General features: G+C 70.2%; 13 protein-coding genes. 4 read left to right on the plus strand and 9 right to left on the minus strand.

Annotation, left to right across the window (positions count from 1 at the left end):
• Window positions 1–97: 97 nt before the first annotated feature.
• Together mqnE and EV375_RS15750 are read right to left on the minus strand one after the other, a co-directional pair.
• Entirely contained in the window at window positions 98–1,264 is a 1,167-nt protein-coding gene (gene mqnE, locus EV375_RS15745) for an aminofutalosine synthase MqnE (RefSeq protein WP_130299988.1), read from the minus strand.
• A gap of 116 nt (window positions 1,265–1,380) precedes the next feature.
• Complete coding sequence (locus EV375_RS15750; protein WP_130299989.1) at window positions 1,381–1,836, minus strand: Lrp/AsnC family transcriptional regulator; 456 nt, start codon at window positions 1,834–1,836, stop codon at window positions 1,381–1,383.
• A gap of 240 nt (window positions 1,837–2,076) precedes the next feature.
• Here EV375_RS15750 and EV375_RS15755 point away from each other — a divergent pair, with 240 nt between their 5' ends.
• The 3 genes from EV375_RS15755 (at window position 2,077) to EV375_RS15765 (ending at window position 4,807) form a co-directional block, all read left to right on the plus strand.
• The gene (locus EV375_RS15755) at window positions 2,077–2,760 is read left to right on the plus strand and encodes a UbiX family flavin prenyltransferase (RefSeq protein ID WP_130299990.1); all 684 of its coding nucleotides are present in this window, start codon (window positions 2,077–2,079) and stop codon (window positions 2,758–2,760) included.
• A 49-nt stretch (window positions 2,761–2,809) separates the two neighbouring features.
• A complete protein-coding gene (locus EV375_RS15760) occupies window positions 2,810–4,057 on the plus strand; it encodes a hypothetical protein (protein WP_130299991.1) in 1,248 nt (415 codons plus the stop codon).
• A 117-nt stretch (window positions 4,058–4,174) separates the two neighbouring features.
• A complete protein-coding gene (locus EV375_RS15765; protein WP_130299992.1) occupies window positions 4,175–4,807 on the plus strand; it encodes a rhomboid family protein in 633 nt (210 codons plus the stop codon).
• Between the two features lie 116 nt (window positions 4,808–4,923).
• On the opposite strand, the gene mqnP is transcribed toward EV375_RS15765, so the two are convergent.
• Window positions 4,924–5,808 carry a menaquinone biosynthesis prenyltransferase MqnP gene (gene mqnP / locus EV375_RS15770; protein ID WP_130301883.1) on the minus strand — a complete coding sequence of 295 codons (885 nt, stop codon included), beginning with the start codon at window positions 5,806–5,808 and terminating at the stop codon, window positions 4,924–4,926.
• Window positions 5,809–5,846: 38 nt separating this feature from the next.
• The gene (locus EV375_RS15775; protein ID WP_130299993.1) at window positions 5,847–7,298 is read right to left on the minus strand and encodes a menaquinone biosynthesis decarboxylase; all 1,452 of its coding nucleotides are present in this window, start codon (window positions 7,296–7,298) and stop codon (window positions 5,847–5,849) included.
• A gap of 247 nt (window positions 7,299–7,545) precedes the next feature.
• On the opposite strand from EV375_RS15775, the gene EV375_RS29720 reads away from it, so the two are divergent.
• Window positions 7,546–8,097, plus strand: a complete 552-nt coding sequence (locus EV375_RS29720) for a PLD nuclease N-terminal domain-containing protein (protein ID WP_486588501.1) — start codon at window positions 7,546–7,548, stop codon at window positions 8,095–8,097.
• 214 nt (window positions 8,098–8,311) lie between these two features.
• On the opposite strand, the gene ccsB is transcribed toward EV375_RS29720, so the two are convergent.
• From ccsB to EV375_RS15805, 5 genes are all read right to left on the minus strand, one after another.
• Window positions 8,312–9,475: a c-type cytochrome biogenesis protein CcsB gene (gene ccsB / locus EV375_RS15785; protein ID WP_130299994.1), complete on the minus strand. Its 1,164-nt coding sequence runs from the start codon at window positions 9,473–9,475 to the stop codon at window positions 8,312–8,314.
• A complete protein-coding gene (gene resB, locus EV375_RS15790) occupies window positions 9,472–11,451 on the minus strand; it encodes a cytochrome c biogenesis protein ResB (RefSeq protein WP_130299995.1) in 1,980 nt (659 codons plus the stop codon). The genes ccsB and resB overlap by 4 nt, the downstream gene beginning before the upstream one ends.
• 1 nt (window position 11,452) lies before the next feature.
• The gene (locus EV375_RS15795; RefSeq protein WP_130299996.1) at window positions 11,453–12,265 is read right to left on the minus strand and encodes a cytochrome c biogenesis protein CcdA; all 813 of its coding nucleotides are present in this window, start codon (window positions 12,263–12,265) and stop codon (window positions 11,453–11,455) included.
• Window positions 12,266–12,272: 7 nt separating this feature from the next.
• The gene (locus EV375_RS15800; protein ID WP_130299997.1) at window positions 12,273–12,875 is read right to left on the minus strand and encodes a TlpA disulfide reductase family protein; all 603 of its coding nucleotides are present in this window, start codon (window positions 12,873–12,875) and stop codon (window positions 12,273–12,275) included.
• A gap of 197 nt (window positions 12,876–13,072) precedes the next feature.
• The gene (locus EV375_RS15805) at window positions 13,073–13,714 is read right to left on the minus strand and encodes a histidine phosphatase family protein (protein WP_486588741.1); all 642 of its coding nucleotides are present in this window, start codon (window positions 13,712–13,714) and stop codon (window positions 13,073–13,075) included.
• Window positions 13,715–13,771: the final 57 nt, after the last annotated feature.

Here is a 13,771-nt window from a genome sequence, read left to right on the forward strand (position 1 = left end):
GGGAACCAGCCGGAGACGGCCGGGGGCCGGGGCCCGAACGGGTTCGAGGGCCCCCGGACCACGTCGGGGACCGGGGCCCGGAACCACGTGAGGGGACTCAGATCCTCATCGGCTGCGGCGACTCGCGGCGCTCCGGGTCCGGCCCGTCGTACTCGCGGATGACCTCGTAGCGGGTGTTGCGCTCGACGGGCTGGAAGCCGGCGTCGCGGATCAGGTCGAGCAGGTCCTCACGGGTCAGCTTGTCGGGCGTGCCGTAGTTGTCCGCGTCATGAGTGATCTTGTACTCGACGACGGAGCCGTCCATGTCGTCGACGCCGTGCTGGAGGGCGAGTTGAGCGGTCTGGACGCCGTGCATGACCCAGAAGACCTTCACGTGCGGCACGTTGTCGAACAGCAGGCGGGAGACCGCGAAGGTCTTCAGCGCCTCCGCGCCCGACGCCATCGTGGTGCGCGCCTGGAGCCTGTTGCGGACCTTTCCGTCCTGCATGTCGACGAAGTCGTGCTGGTAGCGCAGCGGGATGAAGACCTGGAATCCGCCTGTCTCGTCCTGCAGTTCACGCAGGCGCAGCACATGGTCGACGCGGTGGCGGCGCTCCTCGATGTGCCCGTAGAGCATCGTGCAGGGCGTCTTGAGGCCCTTCTCGTGCGCGAGCCGGTGGATGCGCGACCAGTCCTCCCAGTGGGTGTCGTGGTCGACGATGTGCTGGCGGACCTCCCAGTCGAAGATCTCGGCGCCGCCGCCCGTCAGGGACTCCAGGCCGGACTCGATGAGGATGTCGAGGATCTCGCTCGCGTCCATCCCGGAGATCGTCTCGAAGTGCTGGATCTCGGTGGCGGTGAACGCCTTCAGGGAGACGGTGTCGGGCAGCGCTTCCTTGAGGGCGCTGAGCGAACGCGGGTAGTAACGCCAAGGCAGCGTCGGGTGCAGGCCGTTGACGATGTGGAGCTCGGTGAGGTTGTCGCCCTCCATCGCCTTGGCGAGCTTCACCGCCTCCTCGATGCGCATCGTGTACGCGTCCTTCTCCCCCGGCTTGCGCTGGAAGGAGCAGTACGCGCAGGAGGCGGTGCACACGTTCGTCATGTTGAGGTGGCGGTTGATGTTGAAGTGAACGACGTTGCCGTTCTTGCGCGTTCGCACCTCGTGGGCGAGGCCGCCGAGCCAGGCGAGGTCATCGCAGTCGTACAGGGCGATGCCGTCCTCACGCGTCAGCCTCACACCTGCGCGGACCTTCTCCTCCAGCTCGCGTTTGAGCCCAGAGTCCATGCGTCGCCCTCCTAGGATTTGTGCTTCGCGCGCCTTTTTGAGCGTACTCCCCGCTCCCATGGCCCACGGGACCGGCCGGTCCCGCACCGTCGGCGCGGCCGTGCGGTGCCCCGGCGTCAGGCCTCCGGGGGCAAGTCGGTGACCCGGTTCTCCCACTTGGTCGAGAGCACCACTGTCGTGCGCGTACGGGAGACGCCCTTGGTGCCGGACAGCCGGCGGATGAGGGACTCCAGCGCGTCCACGTCCGAGGCGCGCGCCTTGAGCATGAAGGAGTCGTCGCCGGCGATGAACCAGCAGTCCTCGACCTCGCTCAGCTCACGCAGCCGCCCCGCCACGTCCTCGTGGTCGGTGGCGTCGGTGAGCTGGATGCCGATGAGGGCCGTGACACCGAGGCCCAGCGAAGGCGCGTCCACCGTCGCGCGGTAGCCGGTGATCACGCCCGCGGTCTCGAGGCGGTTGATGCGGTCGGTGACGCTGGGGCCGGAGAGACCGACGAGCCGGCCCAGCTCGGCGTAGGAGGCCCTGCCGTTCTCCCGCAGCGCCTGAATGAGCTGCCTGTCCACCGCGTCCATGGGTCCTGGTGCCTCCGTTGCCGAATCGAGGTCTCCCCGCCGGGGCAGGGGAAGGGTTCCCCCGCCCCGACGCAGGGGAACCGTGGGCTCCGCGAAATCTCAGGTAACGAATCTAAGGCATGGGGGCGGCTCGCCCTCAGACACCTCTCCTCAGGCCGCCCCGGGGACCTCCGTCACGTGTGGATCTCCCGCGGATCACCCGCGGACGCGTCCCCGCGGGCCGCGCGTAGGCTCGGTCGCGTGACTTCCACGACCGGAACCAGCACGCCTCGTACGCCGTGGATCGTCGGTGTCTCCGGCGCTTCCGGCACGCCGTACGCGGCCGCCGTCCTGCGTGCACTGCTGCACGCGGGCGAGGCCGTGGACCTCGTCGTGAGCCGAGCCGCGCGGCTGACGATCCTCGACGAGACGGGGCACCCGTTCCGCGACGCGCACGCCCGGGAGGATCTGCGCCGCTGGCTCTCGTTCGGCGCCGACGGCACCCCCGACGCCTTCGACCCGGACGTCTCGGCGGTACGGCACTGGCCCGCCGGTGACCTCGCCGCGGGGCCCTCGTCGGGGTCGTATCCGGCGCGGGGCATGCTCATCGTTCCGGCGAGCACCGCGTGCGTCGCCGGTGTCGCGCTGGGGCTGTCGAAGGATCTGCTTCAGCGGGCCGCCTCCGTGACCCTCAAGGAACGGCGGCCGCTCGTCGTGGCCGTACGGGAGACGCCGCTGCACGGGCAGACGCTCCGGCACCTCGTCTCGCTGGACGACGCGGGAGCGGTGGTGCTGCCCGCGTCGCCCGCCTTCTACGCGGGCGGCAGTACCGCGCAGCACCTCGTCGACTTCGTCGCGGGCCGTGCGCTGGACGCGGCCGGTGTCCCGCACAAGCTCTACCGGCGCTGGGAGGGCGAGTTGGGGGGCCGCGCCGCCGGATCGTAGGTCCGGCCGCAACTGGCGCCGCGGGCCTGTTGTGCGATTGGCTCGGGGGATGCAGTTCTTCCGCCCGCCGTCCGGGCTGCACGCTTCCCGTACTCCGCTCCGCGCGACCGCCGTACTGAGCTGCGCGCTGCTGGTGGCCACGTCCGTGTCGGCGTGCAGTTCGGCCCAGCGCCTGACGACCGGCATGAAGGTGCGGAACTCCGTCGTGAAGCTCGGCGACCAGCCCGCCTCCACCGTCATCGTGTCCGTGGACGGATCACCGCGCCAGGCCCGCGAATTCCTCACCGCGCGGGCAGGAGGCGGGAAGCAGCACGCCTCGATGCAGGCGGCGCGCATGCTCTCGCGCGCCGAGCTGACCGTTTCGGCGGGGACGGACGACGAGGAGACCCCACTGAAGGAGATGCCGGAGTCCGACGCCGCGAACGTGGCGGCCGCGCTGAACTTCGGCGGCAACGACGTCGCGGCGGTCAAGTCCGTCAAGGACGAGCTGTATCTGCGGGTGAGCCTGCGGACGATGGCCAAGTACACCGCGGACCCGGAGAACACGCGTGAGACGGCGTCGGAGATCGTCGATCTCGCGGACGAGCTTCCGCCCACCCTGGGGGCCGCCAGGGACGCGCTGAAGGGCAAGTGGGTGCGCGCGGACCCCGAGGCTTTCGACGACTTCGCGCGCGTGGCCGAGACGCTGGCGGAGCGGCAGCAGAACAAGAGTGACCAGAGGGAACAGGAAGACCAGGAAGACCAGGCGGGCACAGAAGGAGACAAGGGGGTCATAGGGGATAAAGGGGAGAAGAGTGCGCAGAAGAGTCCGGAGGGTGAGAGCGACGAGGCGAGGCGGAGCCGCGAGATCCGGGACGCGGTGACCATCGGCTCGGCGCTCGACGGTCAGTCCCAGCGCGAATTCATCAGCGGCGTGCAGGATCTGCTGCGCGAGCACGCCGAGTTCGAGGCCGCCGGCGAGTTCAGGGGCGCGGAGCGCGTACGGATGACGCTGCCCGGGCGCAAGGCCGCGAGCGATCTCGTCACCGCGCTGCGGCCGCTGGGTGCGGAGATCGACCCCGCACGGGTGCCCGAGAGCGACATCGTGGCGGACCTGGCGATCCGGCGCGGGCAGCTCACCTCGCTCACCCTCGACCTGGGCCAGTTCACGCGGGGGGACGCCCACCTGCCGCTGCGGCTGGAGTTCAGCGGTGGCGACGCCGTCGCCGTGACCGCTCCCGGCGGCGCCAAGGAGCTCATGCCGCAGGACCTGGTGGCGACCGTGATGTATGGCGCCCTGGGCACGGAGAAGTTCTGACGCCATCCTGGAGAGCCTGGCCTGCCGCATCCTGGACCGCGGAACTTCGCGAGCCCTCTGCCACGTTCTCAAGGTCACAGGCATCGGCTCCGCGACTGTCCCTCAGGGGGAGACTCGATGGCGTACGGATCAGGGTCCGGCATCAACAGCACGAACAGCGACAGATCGCCGCGGCAGGGCGCCAAGCCGGCCGCGAAGCTGATCCTGCTCTGGACGGGGCTGCTGTGGCTCCTCGAAGTCGTCGACCAGGCGACCGGCAACGCCCTGGACACCTTCGGCATCGTCCCCCGCCGGCAGAGCGAGCTCGTCGATGTGATCCCCGCCGCCTTCATGCACTTCGGATTCGGTCACCTCATCGCGAACACGGTGCCGCTGCTCGTCCTCGGGTTTCTCGCTGCACTGCGGGGCACCGGGCGCTTCCTGGCCGTCGCCCTCACGATCATCGTGGTGAGCGGGCTCGGCGTGTGGCTGGTCGCACCTGACGCCAGCAACACGGCAGGGGCTTCCGGCCTGATCTTCGGGCTCTTCGGCTATCTGCTCGTACGCGGCTTCGTGGACAGGCGGATCACGGACGTCGCACTGGGCGGTGTCGTCGCCGTCTTCTACGGCTCGATCCTGTGGGGCGTGCTGCCCACGGAGGCCGGGGTCTCGTGGCAGGGCCACCTCTTCGGCCTGATCGGCGGCGTCATGGCCGCCTTCATGACCTCGGCCGCCCGTACGGCGGGAGGCGGCAAGCCGGCCTGGCACTGAGGGAGCGCCGCCAGGGCCGGCACCGGACCGCACCTGCGGTGCCCCGTGCCCGACCGGCCGTGCACCTTCCTCACCGCCTGCCCGGGCCGCGCCGTCAGACGCTCAGGTCTGCGCCGTCAGGCGCTCAGGCCCCGCACTGTCAGGTCCAGCAGCGCGCACACGAACAGCGCGATGCCGATGAACCCGTTGACCGTGAAGAAGGCCCGGTTGAGCCGGGACAGGTCCCCCGGCCTGACGATGGAGTGCTCGTACACGAAGGCCGCCGCGACGATCAGCAGGCCCAGCCACCAGAAGACGCCCGCACCGGTGAGCACCCCGAACCACGCCAGCAGCGCCACCGTGACGACGTGACTGCCGCGCGCCCCGTGGAGCGCCGCCGCGATACCGAACCGAGCCGGCACGGAACGCACCCCGTGCGCGCGGTCCGCCACGACGTCCTGGCAGCCGAAGATCAGGTCGAAGCCGCCGATCCACACGCCGACGGCGAGGCCCAGCACCACGGCCTCCCACGACCAGGCTCCGGTCACCGCGATCCAGGCGCCGATCGGCCCGATCGCCTGAGCGAGGCCGAGGATGGCGTGCGGAAAGTCCGTGAAGCGCTTCCCGTACGGATAGACCACCATCGGCACCACGGCGACGGGCGCCAGCGCCAGGCAGAGCGGGTTGAGCAGGGCGCACGCGCCCATGAATACGGCGACGGCGATCAGCGCACCCGTCCACGCCGACCGCACGGAGAGCGCGCCGGTGACGAGTTCGCGCCCGGCGGTACGGGGATTGCGGGCGTCGATCTCGCGGTCGATGATCCGGTTCGCGGCCATGGCGAAGGTGCGCATCCCCACCATGGCGACGGTGATGAGCAGCAGCTCACGCCACTGGACGGTGCCGCTCGCACGGGACATCGCCGTGAGCGCCGCGATGTAGGCGAACGGCAGCGCGAACACGGAGTGTTCGATCATCACCAGACGCAGGAAGGCACGCACGCCTCCGCGCGTCCGGCCCATACCGGCCCGTGCGCCGTCCCCGGTCACGGCGTCGCCACTCACAGGCCGTACTCCTTCCAGCGTTCGGTGACGAGCCGCGCGACATCGGGGTCGGACTCGATGGCGTGCGGCCAGCCCCCGTCGCGCGTGTAACCCTCCTCCGGCAGCTTCGCGGTCGCGTCGACTCCGGCCTTGCCGCCCCAGAACTGCTGGTACGAGGCGTGGTCGAGGTGGTCGACCGGGCCCTCGACGACACTCAGGTCGCGGGAGTAGTCGACGTTGCCCAGGGCCCGCCACGCCACTTCGTGCAGGTCGCGCACATCGCACTCGGCGTCGACGACGACGATCAGCTTCTCCAGGGAGAGCATGTGCGCACCCCAGATGGCGTGCATGACCTTCTGGGCGTGCTTCGGGTACTTCTTCTCGATCGAGACGATCATGCAGTTGTGGAAGCCTCCGGCCTCGGGCAGGTGGTAGTCCACGATGTCCGGGACGATGATCTTCAGCAGCGGCAGGAAGAACCGCTCGGTGGCGCGCCCCAGCGGTCCGTCCTCCGTCGGCGGCCGGCCCACGACGATCGACTGGAAGACCGGGCGCTTGCGCATCGTCACGCAGTCGATCGTCAGCGCGGGGAAGTCCTCCTGCGGCGTGTAGAAGCCGGTGTGATCGCCGAACGGCCCCTCCGGCAGCGTCTTTCCGGGCTCCAGCCAGCCCTCCAGCACCACTTCCGCGTGGGCGGGCACCTGGAGCGGCACCGTTTTGCAGTCGGTCATCTCCACGCGCTTGCCCTGGGTGAAGCCCGCGAAGAGGTATTCGTCGATGTCGCCCGGAAGCGGCGCCGTTGAGGCGTACGTCACAGCGGGCGGACAGCCGAAGGCGATGGCGACCGGCAGCTTCTCGCCGCGCCGCGCGGCGACCTGATAGTGGTTCCGGCTGTCCTTGTGGATCTGCCAGTGCATGCCGATGGTGCGGCGGTCATGGCGCTGGAGGCGGTAGAGGCCGAGGTTGCGCACGCCCGTCTCGGGGTGCTTGGTGTGCGTCAGACCGAGGTTGAAGAAGGAGCCGCCGTCCTCGGGCCAGGTGAACAGCGCGGGCAGTGCGTCCAGGTCCACCTCGTCGCCCTCGAGGACGACTTCCTGGACGGGGGCGCCCTTCACCTTCTTCGGCGGTACGTGCGTCATCGCGCCGAGCTTGCCGAAGGCCTCCCGCATCCCGACGAAACCCTGCGGCAGTTCGGGCTTGAGCAGCCCGCCGATCTTCTCGCTGATCTCGTCGTACGACTCGAGGCCCAGGGCCTTCAGCAGGCGGCGGTCCGTGCCGAAGACGTTCATCGCGAGGGGAAGGGAGGAACCCTTCACGTTCTCGAACAGCAGCGCCGGCCCGCCGGACTTCTGCACCCGGTCGACGATCTCACCGATCTCGAGGTGCGGATCGACTTCCGCCTTGATCCGCGTCAGGTCCCGGTCACGCTCCAGCGCCCGCAGCAGCGAGCGGAGATCGTCGTATGCCATGCGCCCCAGTATCCGGCATGGGTTCCCGGCCCCGACCGACCGCCCCCGGCCCCTTCCGGACACCGTTACGCTGGCTTACGTACGTACGGCGGAATGCCGCGATGCACCCTCCGGCACGAACGCGAACACGAACACCTACACACAAGCGACATACCAGCAAGAAGCAGCCAAAAAGCAGCAAGAAGCACCGCACCAACCGCACTTCCGGCCCACCGTGCCGAGTCTGCTCGCTTAGGGGGCGTCCCGCATGCTCAGGTATCTGCCGTTCCTTCTCGTCCTGGCGGTGTGGATCTACGCCTTCATCGACTGCCTCAATACTCCTGAAAAGGAAGTACGGAAGCTGCCGAAGGTGGTGTGGATCATCATCATCCTGCTCTTCGGGCAGGTGCTGCTGGGCCCCGTCGCATGGTTCGCCGTCGGGCGGCCGCGCAAGAACGCGCCCTACGGTGCGACACGGCCCGACGAGCGCCGCTGGGTCGCCCCGGACGACAACCCGGAGTTCCTCAAGTCCATCAAGCGCGGTGCGCAGCCCGACGGTTCGCAGGACGACGGGAAGCCGGGCGAGGAGCGGAACGGAACGGGCGGCAAGGACGGCGCGGACGCCCGCCCGGACTCCGGCAAGGGCGCCCGCCCGGACTCCGGCAAGGGTGGCGTCACGGACGAGGACACCGGCGCGGCCGGGCGCGAGCCGCGTCCCGGCGCCGAGCCGCAGGAGGCCGAACTGCACCGCCGCGACGAGGAGTCGGGACGGCGCGAGGGCGGCAAGGGCGGCCCGGACGAGACACCGCCGAAGAGCTGAGCCCACGCCGGGCAACCGGATCTCCGTCGGGCCCGGAGACGGCGCGGAGCCCCCGCGGCGAGGGCGGCGGGAGCCCTCCGCGGCGGGCGCACCCCGCGGATGCGGCAGATCCCCCGGGATGCAGTGGCGCGCGCCCTTGGACGTACGGACGCCCCGGGGGCTGCGGGGCGAGCGGAGCGGCGGAGGCTCGGCGCCGGCACCCCGCGTACGAGCGTCAGCCGTCGACGCCCGCGTACGAGTGCTTGCCGTTGAAGAAGATGTTCACGCCGTAGTAGTTGAACAGGAAGCACGCGAAGGCGATCAGGGCCAGGTAGGCGGCCTTGCGCCCCTTCCAGCCGACGGTCGCGCGAGCGTGCAGGTAGCAGGCGTAGGCGACCCACGTGATGAACGACCAGACCTCCTTGGGGTCCCAGCCCCAGTAGCGGCCCCACGCGTCGCCCGCCCAGATCGCCCCGGCCACGATGGTGAAGGTCCAGAAGGGGAACACGGCCGCGTTGATGCGGTAGGCGAACTTGTCGAGCGAGGCCGACGAGGGCAGCCGCTCCATGACCGACGTGGCGAAGCCGCCCGGTGTGCCGCCGTCCAGCAGCTTGGTCTCGTACCGGTCCCGGAAGAGGTACAGCGCCGTGGAGACGAAGCCGAGGTAGAACAGCGCGCCGCAGGCGATGGCCAGCGAGACGTGGATCCACAGCCAGTACGAGTGCAGCGCCGGTACGAGCTGGGCGCTCTCGGTGTAGAGCACCGTCACGGCCAGGCCGAGGTCGAGCAGGACGGTCGTCACGAGCGGCAGCCCGATCCAGCGGACGTTCTTCTTCGCGACGAGGAAGGCGAGGTAGGCGCCGACGGCCACCATGGAGAAGGCGGTCGAGAACTCGTACATGTTGCCCCAGGGGGCACGCTGCACCGAGAGCGACCGGGCGAGCACGCCCGCGGAGTGCAGGAGGAACGCGAGCGTCGTGAGCGACACCGCGATCCGGCCGTACAGATCGCCCTGTTCGTCACCGGCGGCGGCGCCGGGGCCGTCCGGCAGTTCGCCTCGGCGGCCCGCGGAGGAGCGGACGACGACCTTGGGGCGCGGACGCTCCAGCACGGAGGTTCCCGACGCCTTGCCGCCGGCCGCGGCGCCCTTCGCGGCTGACGCCGTGCCGGAGTCCGCGGCCGCCTCCGAACCGGCGCGGGCGTCCTCGGCCGCCTCGCGGTCCTTCTCACGTCCGGGGCTCAGCGCGGCGGCGGTGCGCGCCACCTTGCTGCGGCTGCCGAAGACCCACTCGGCGATGTGCGCGACGAAGGCGAGCGCGTAGACGGCCATCGCCGAATAGATCAGGTAGTTGCTGATCTCGGCCAGATTCTCGTTCGTTGCGGCAGCGGCGATGTTCACGTGCGTTCTCCTCGCGGCGAGGCTTCGGCGCCGTCCTCGGCCCTGGCCTTGTCGTCCTCGTTCTCGTCGTCCTCGTCGTCCGTGTCCTGCTTGTCGTGCTTGTCTTCCTTGTCGTGCTTCGCGTTCTTCTCGTGCTCCGTGTGCTTCTCGTGCTCCGTGTGCTTCTCGTGCTCCGTGTGCTTCTCGTGCTTCCCGTGCCGGCTCCCCGGCTCGGTCTCCGGCTCGTCCGGCACGGGCGGGGCGTCGTTCTGCATCGCGTACGCCAAGTCACCCAGTTCCTCTGGGAGTCTGGCCGACTCGCTGCGTCCGAGCCCCGCCATCTCCACGACCGTACGGCCGTCGGGACCCGTGACCGCACGTACCCACACGCGCCGCCGCTGGATGAACAGCGAGCCCGCGAGCCCGCCGATCGCGGCGAGCGCACCGCCCAGCGCCCAGCCGCCGCCGACCTCGTGGACGACCTGGAACTGAGCCCACTGGCGCACGCCTTCGAACTTCAGCTCACCCCCGCCGTTCGGCAGCTTCATCGTCTCGCCCGGAAGGATCTTCTTCGCCAGCGGGCTGCCGTCCGGCTTCTTGAACTGCTTCATGCGCTTGGTGTCGAGCTGGTAGACGCTCTGCGCGGCGCCGTAGTCGAGTCCGAGATCGCCGTGGTACGCGGTGAGGAAGAGCACCGGGAACCTCAGCGCCGGCGACTGCGAGAACATCGTTCCCGACCCCGAGCCGCCGAAGGTCGGCACGAAGAAGCCCTGGAAGCCGAGCTGGTCCTTGCGGTTCTTCGCGTCCCGGTAGTCGGTGACCTTGACGACGCCGGACGAGGTGAGGTTGCCGTCCTGCGGGAGGAAGGCGACGGGGCCGCGAAAAGCGGTCTCGCCCTTGCCGTCCTTGACGGAGACGACCGGGGCGTAGCCGTTCCCGTTCAGGAAGACCTTCGAATCACCGATCTGCAGCGGGTGGTTGACCTTGATCGAGTCCTGCTTCTCCGTGCCGTCGGCGCCCTGCCAGTACGAGACGTCCGCGCGGTAGTCGCGTGCCGTGCCCTTCTGCGGGCCGGACTCCTCGTACGTGGCGTGGAAGTCCTTGAGGCTGAAGCCGAAGGACTCCAGGTCGTCCGGGTCGAAGAGGGAGCCGGACCTGAAGTCGTCGTACTGGGTGAGGGTGTTGGAGAAGCCGTCGCCCTTGATGATGAGCTTGCCGCCGTCGGACTTCCACAACTGCCCGGCGGCGAAGGCCAGCAGCAGCACGATCAGGGCGATGTGGAAGAGGAGGTTGCCCGCCTCGCGCAGATAGCCCTTCTCCGAGGCGACGGCGTCGCCCTCGCGCTCGACGCGGAAGCGCCGTCCCGCCAGCAGCCGGCGGGCGCCGCCCAGCACTTCGTCCGGGGCGGCGTCGGTGCGCCAGGTCGTGTAGGCCGGCATCCGCTCCAGGCGGCGCGGTGCGCGGGGCGGCCTGCTGCGCAGCTGTCCCACGAACTGCCAGGTGCGGGGGACGATGCAGCCGGCGAGGGAGACGAACAGCAGGATGTAGATCGCCGAGAACCAGACCGACGTGTAGACGTCGAAGAGCTGGAGCTTCTCGTAGACCGGCGAGAGCACGTCGTGCTTCTTCTGGAAGTTCTCGACCTTCAGGCTGTCGACGTTGCTCTGCGGGATCACCGAGCCGGGGATCGCCGCGAGGGAGAGCAGAAGCAGAAGGATCAGCGCGACCCGCATCGACGTCAGCTGACGCCAGAACCAGCGGGCCCAGCCGACGACTCCGATGGAGGGGACGTTGAGCTTCTCCTCACCGGGCGCGGTGGACAGCGAGGACAGCTGGGACTCGGCCTCGCGTGCGAGCCGCGTCTCCTCCGGGGTCCCCTCGGGGGCGGTCCCCTCGGGGGCCGCGCCCGCCGTCGCGGGATTACCGCTGCCGCCGTCTGCGCCGGTCCCGGCTGCGGTGTCCGGTCCGGTGCCGGATCCGGTGTCCGTCGTACGCATCTCAGATTCCCACGGTGTAGTCGGACGACCAGACTTGAAGGTCGTACACGATCCGGTCCCAGACCCCGGTGACGAGCAGCACGCCGACCGCGACGAGCATCAGGCCGCCGGTCCGCATCACCCACGCATAGTGCCGCTTCACCCAGCCGAAGGCTCCCAGCGTGCGGCGGAAGGCGACGGCGGCCACGACGAACGGCACGCCGAGCCCCAGGCAGTACGCCACTGTCAGCAGTGCGCCCCGGCCCGCGCTGGCCTCGTTGAACGCGAGGGTCTGCACCGCGGCGAGGGTCGGCCCGATGCACGGGGTCCAGCCGATGCCGAACAGAACGCCGAGCATGGGAGCTCCCGCGAGACCGACGGACGGACGCCGCTGGATGCGCAGTTCGCGCGAGGTCAGGCGGGACAGCGGGCCGAGCGCGCCCATGAACGCGAGCCCCAGCAGGATCGTCAGGGCACCGAGGACCCGGGAGATGACCGTCCGGTGCTCCTGCAGCGTCGCTCCGAAGCCCCCGAAGAGCGCGCCGCCGGAGACGAAGACCGCAGTGAAGCCGAGCACGAAGAGGCCCGTCCCGAGGAGGATCCGGCCGCGCCTGGCCTGCGCCAGGTCGGTGCCGCTGACGCCGGTGACGTAGCTGAGGTAGCCGGGCACGAGCGGCAGGACGCACGGGGAGAAGAAGGAGACGAGACCGCCGAGTACGGCCACGGGGACGGCCAGCAGCAGGGCGCCGCTGAGGACCGTGTGGTTCACCTCCGCCGTGGCGGCCGCGAGAGCGGCGCCGGCGGAGGAGGCCGCGGCGGTGGCGGGCGTACTCATGCGGGGGTCACTTCTCCGCCGTCAACGGGTCGAGCGCGGAGCGCAGTTCCTTCTCGCCGAGTTCCTTCAGCGCCCGTACGGCGATCTTCCCGTCCCGGTCGAGGATGAGCGTGGAGGGGATGGCCTGCGGAGAGAGGCTGCCCCGGGGGAAGCGGAGGATGAGCTTGCCGCTGGGGTCGTAGAAGCTCGGGTACTCGATGCCGTAGTTGCGCTCGAACGCCTTGGCGTTGGCGCGGTCGAGATCGCGGGTGTTGATCCCGACGAACTGCACGCCCTTGCCCTCGGTCTCCTTGGCGACCTTGGCGAGGTTGGGCGCCTCCGCGCGGCAGGGCGCGCACCAGGAGCCCCAGACGTTCAGGACGACGATCTTCCCCTTGTAGTCGGAGAGTTCCAGCCGCTTCCCGTCGACACCCTTGCCCGAGATGTCCGGTGCCTTCTGCCGCTCCCCGCTCCTGACCTTGGTGATCTTTCCGGTGCCCCGCACGAACTTCGTGTCCCCCGACGACGAACCGGCCTTGTCGTCGCTGCACCCGGCCAGCACCGACGCACTCGCCGCGAGCAACGCGATCAGCAGTGCGGGGCGGCGCCGGAAGGCTCGGGTCTGACTCATGTGAAAAGTTTCGCATGAGCTCCGAGCCGATCTTCCACGCCCCCTTGCGCCCGTTGAGCACGGGCCGCCCCACTTGCGGTGGCCCGCTCCCGACCGGCCCCGGCCGGCCCCGGCCGGCTCCGGCCGGCTCCGCTCCTCCCCGTGGCGGCCCGGCGGCGCGCGCTCCGCACAGCCCTTCGGGCCCCCTCAGGACGACCTCAGGCCCCGCGTCCGCCGCCCCCGGTGGACTTGGCGCCCGCGCGCAGATGCGGAGGCACCAGATCGCGCGCGGGCTCCGTGTAGCCGACCGAGACGATCTTGTCCCCCTCGAAGGTGAACGAGGTGAGGGAGGCGAGCGTGCACTGCCGCCGGCGCGGATCGTGCCAGAGCCTGCGGCGCTCGACGAAGCTGCGCAGCGTCCAGATCGGCAGCTGATGGGAGACGCAGACGGCCTCGTGGCCGCGCGCGGCGTCGCGGGCCGCGTCCAGGGCGGCGCGCATCCGCTGCACCTGGTGCACGTACGACTCGCCCCACGACGGCCGGAAGGGGTTGAACAGGTGGCGCCAGTTCGCGGGCCTGCGCAGCGCGCCGTCCCCCACGCCCACCGTCCTGCCCTGAAAGACGTTGTCCGCCTCGATCAGGCCCTCGTCGCTGGCGACGTCCAGACCGTGCGCCTTGGCGATGGGCACCGCGGACTCCTGCGCACGCTCCAGCGGCGAGGCCACGACGTACGTGATGTCCCGGCCGGCGAGATGTTCGGCCACCCGGTCGGCCATCCTGCGTCCCAGCTCGGAGAGGTGGTAGCCGGGCAGCCGTCCGTACAGCACCCCGTCCGGGTTCTCGACCTCGCCGTGACGCATCACGTGCACGACGGTGACGGCCTGCCCGCCGGCGTCGCGCTCGCGTCTTCCGGCCTC

Source organism: Streptomyces sp. CNZ301 (genome assembly GCF_004217425.1).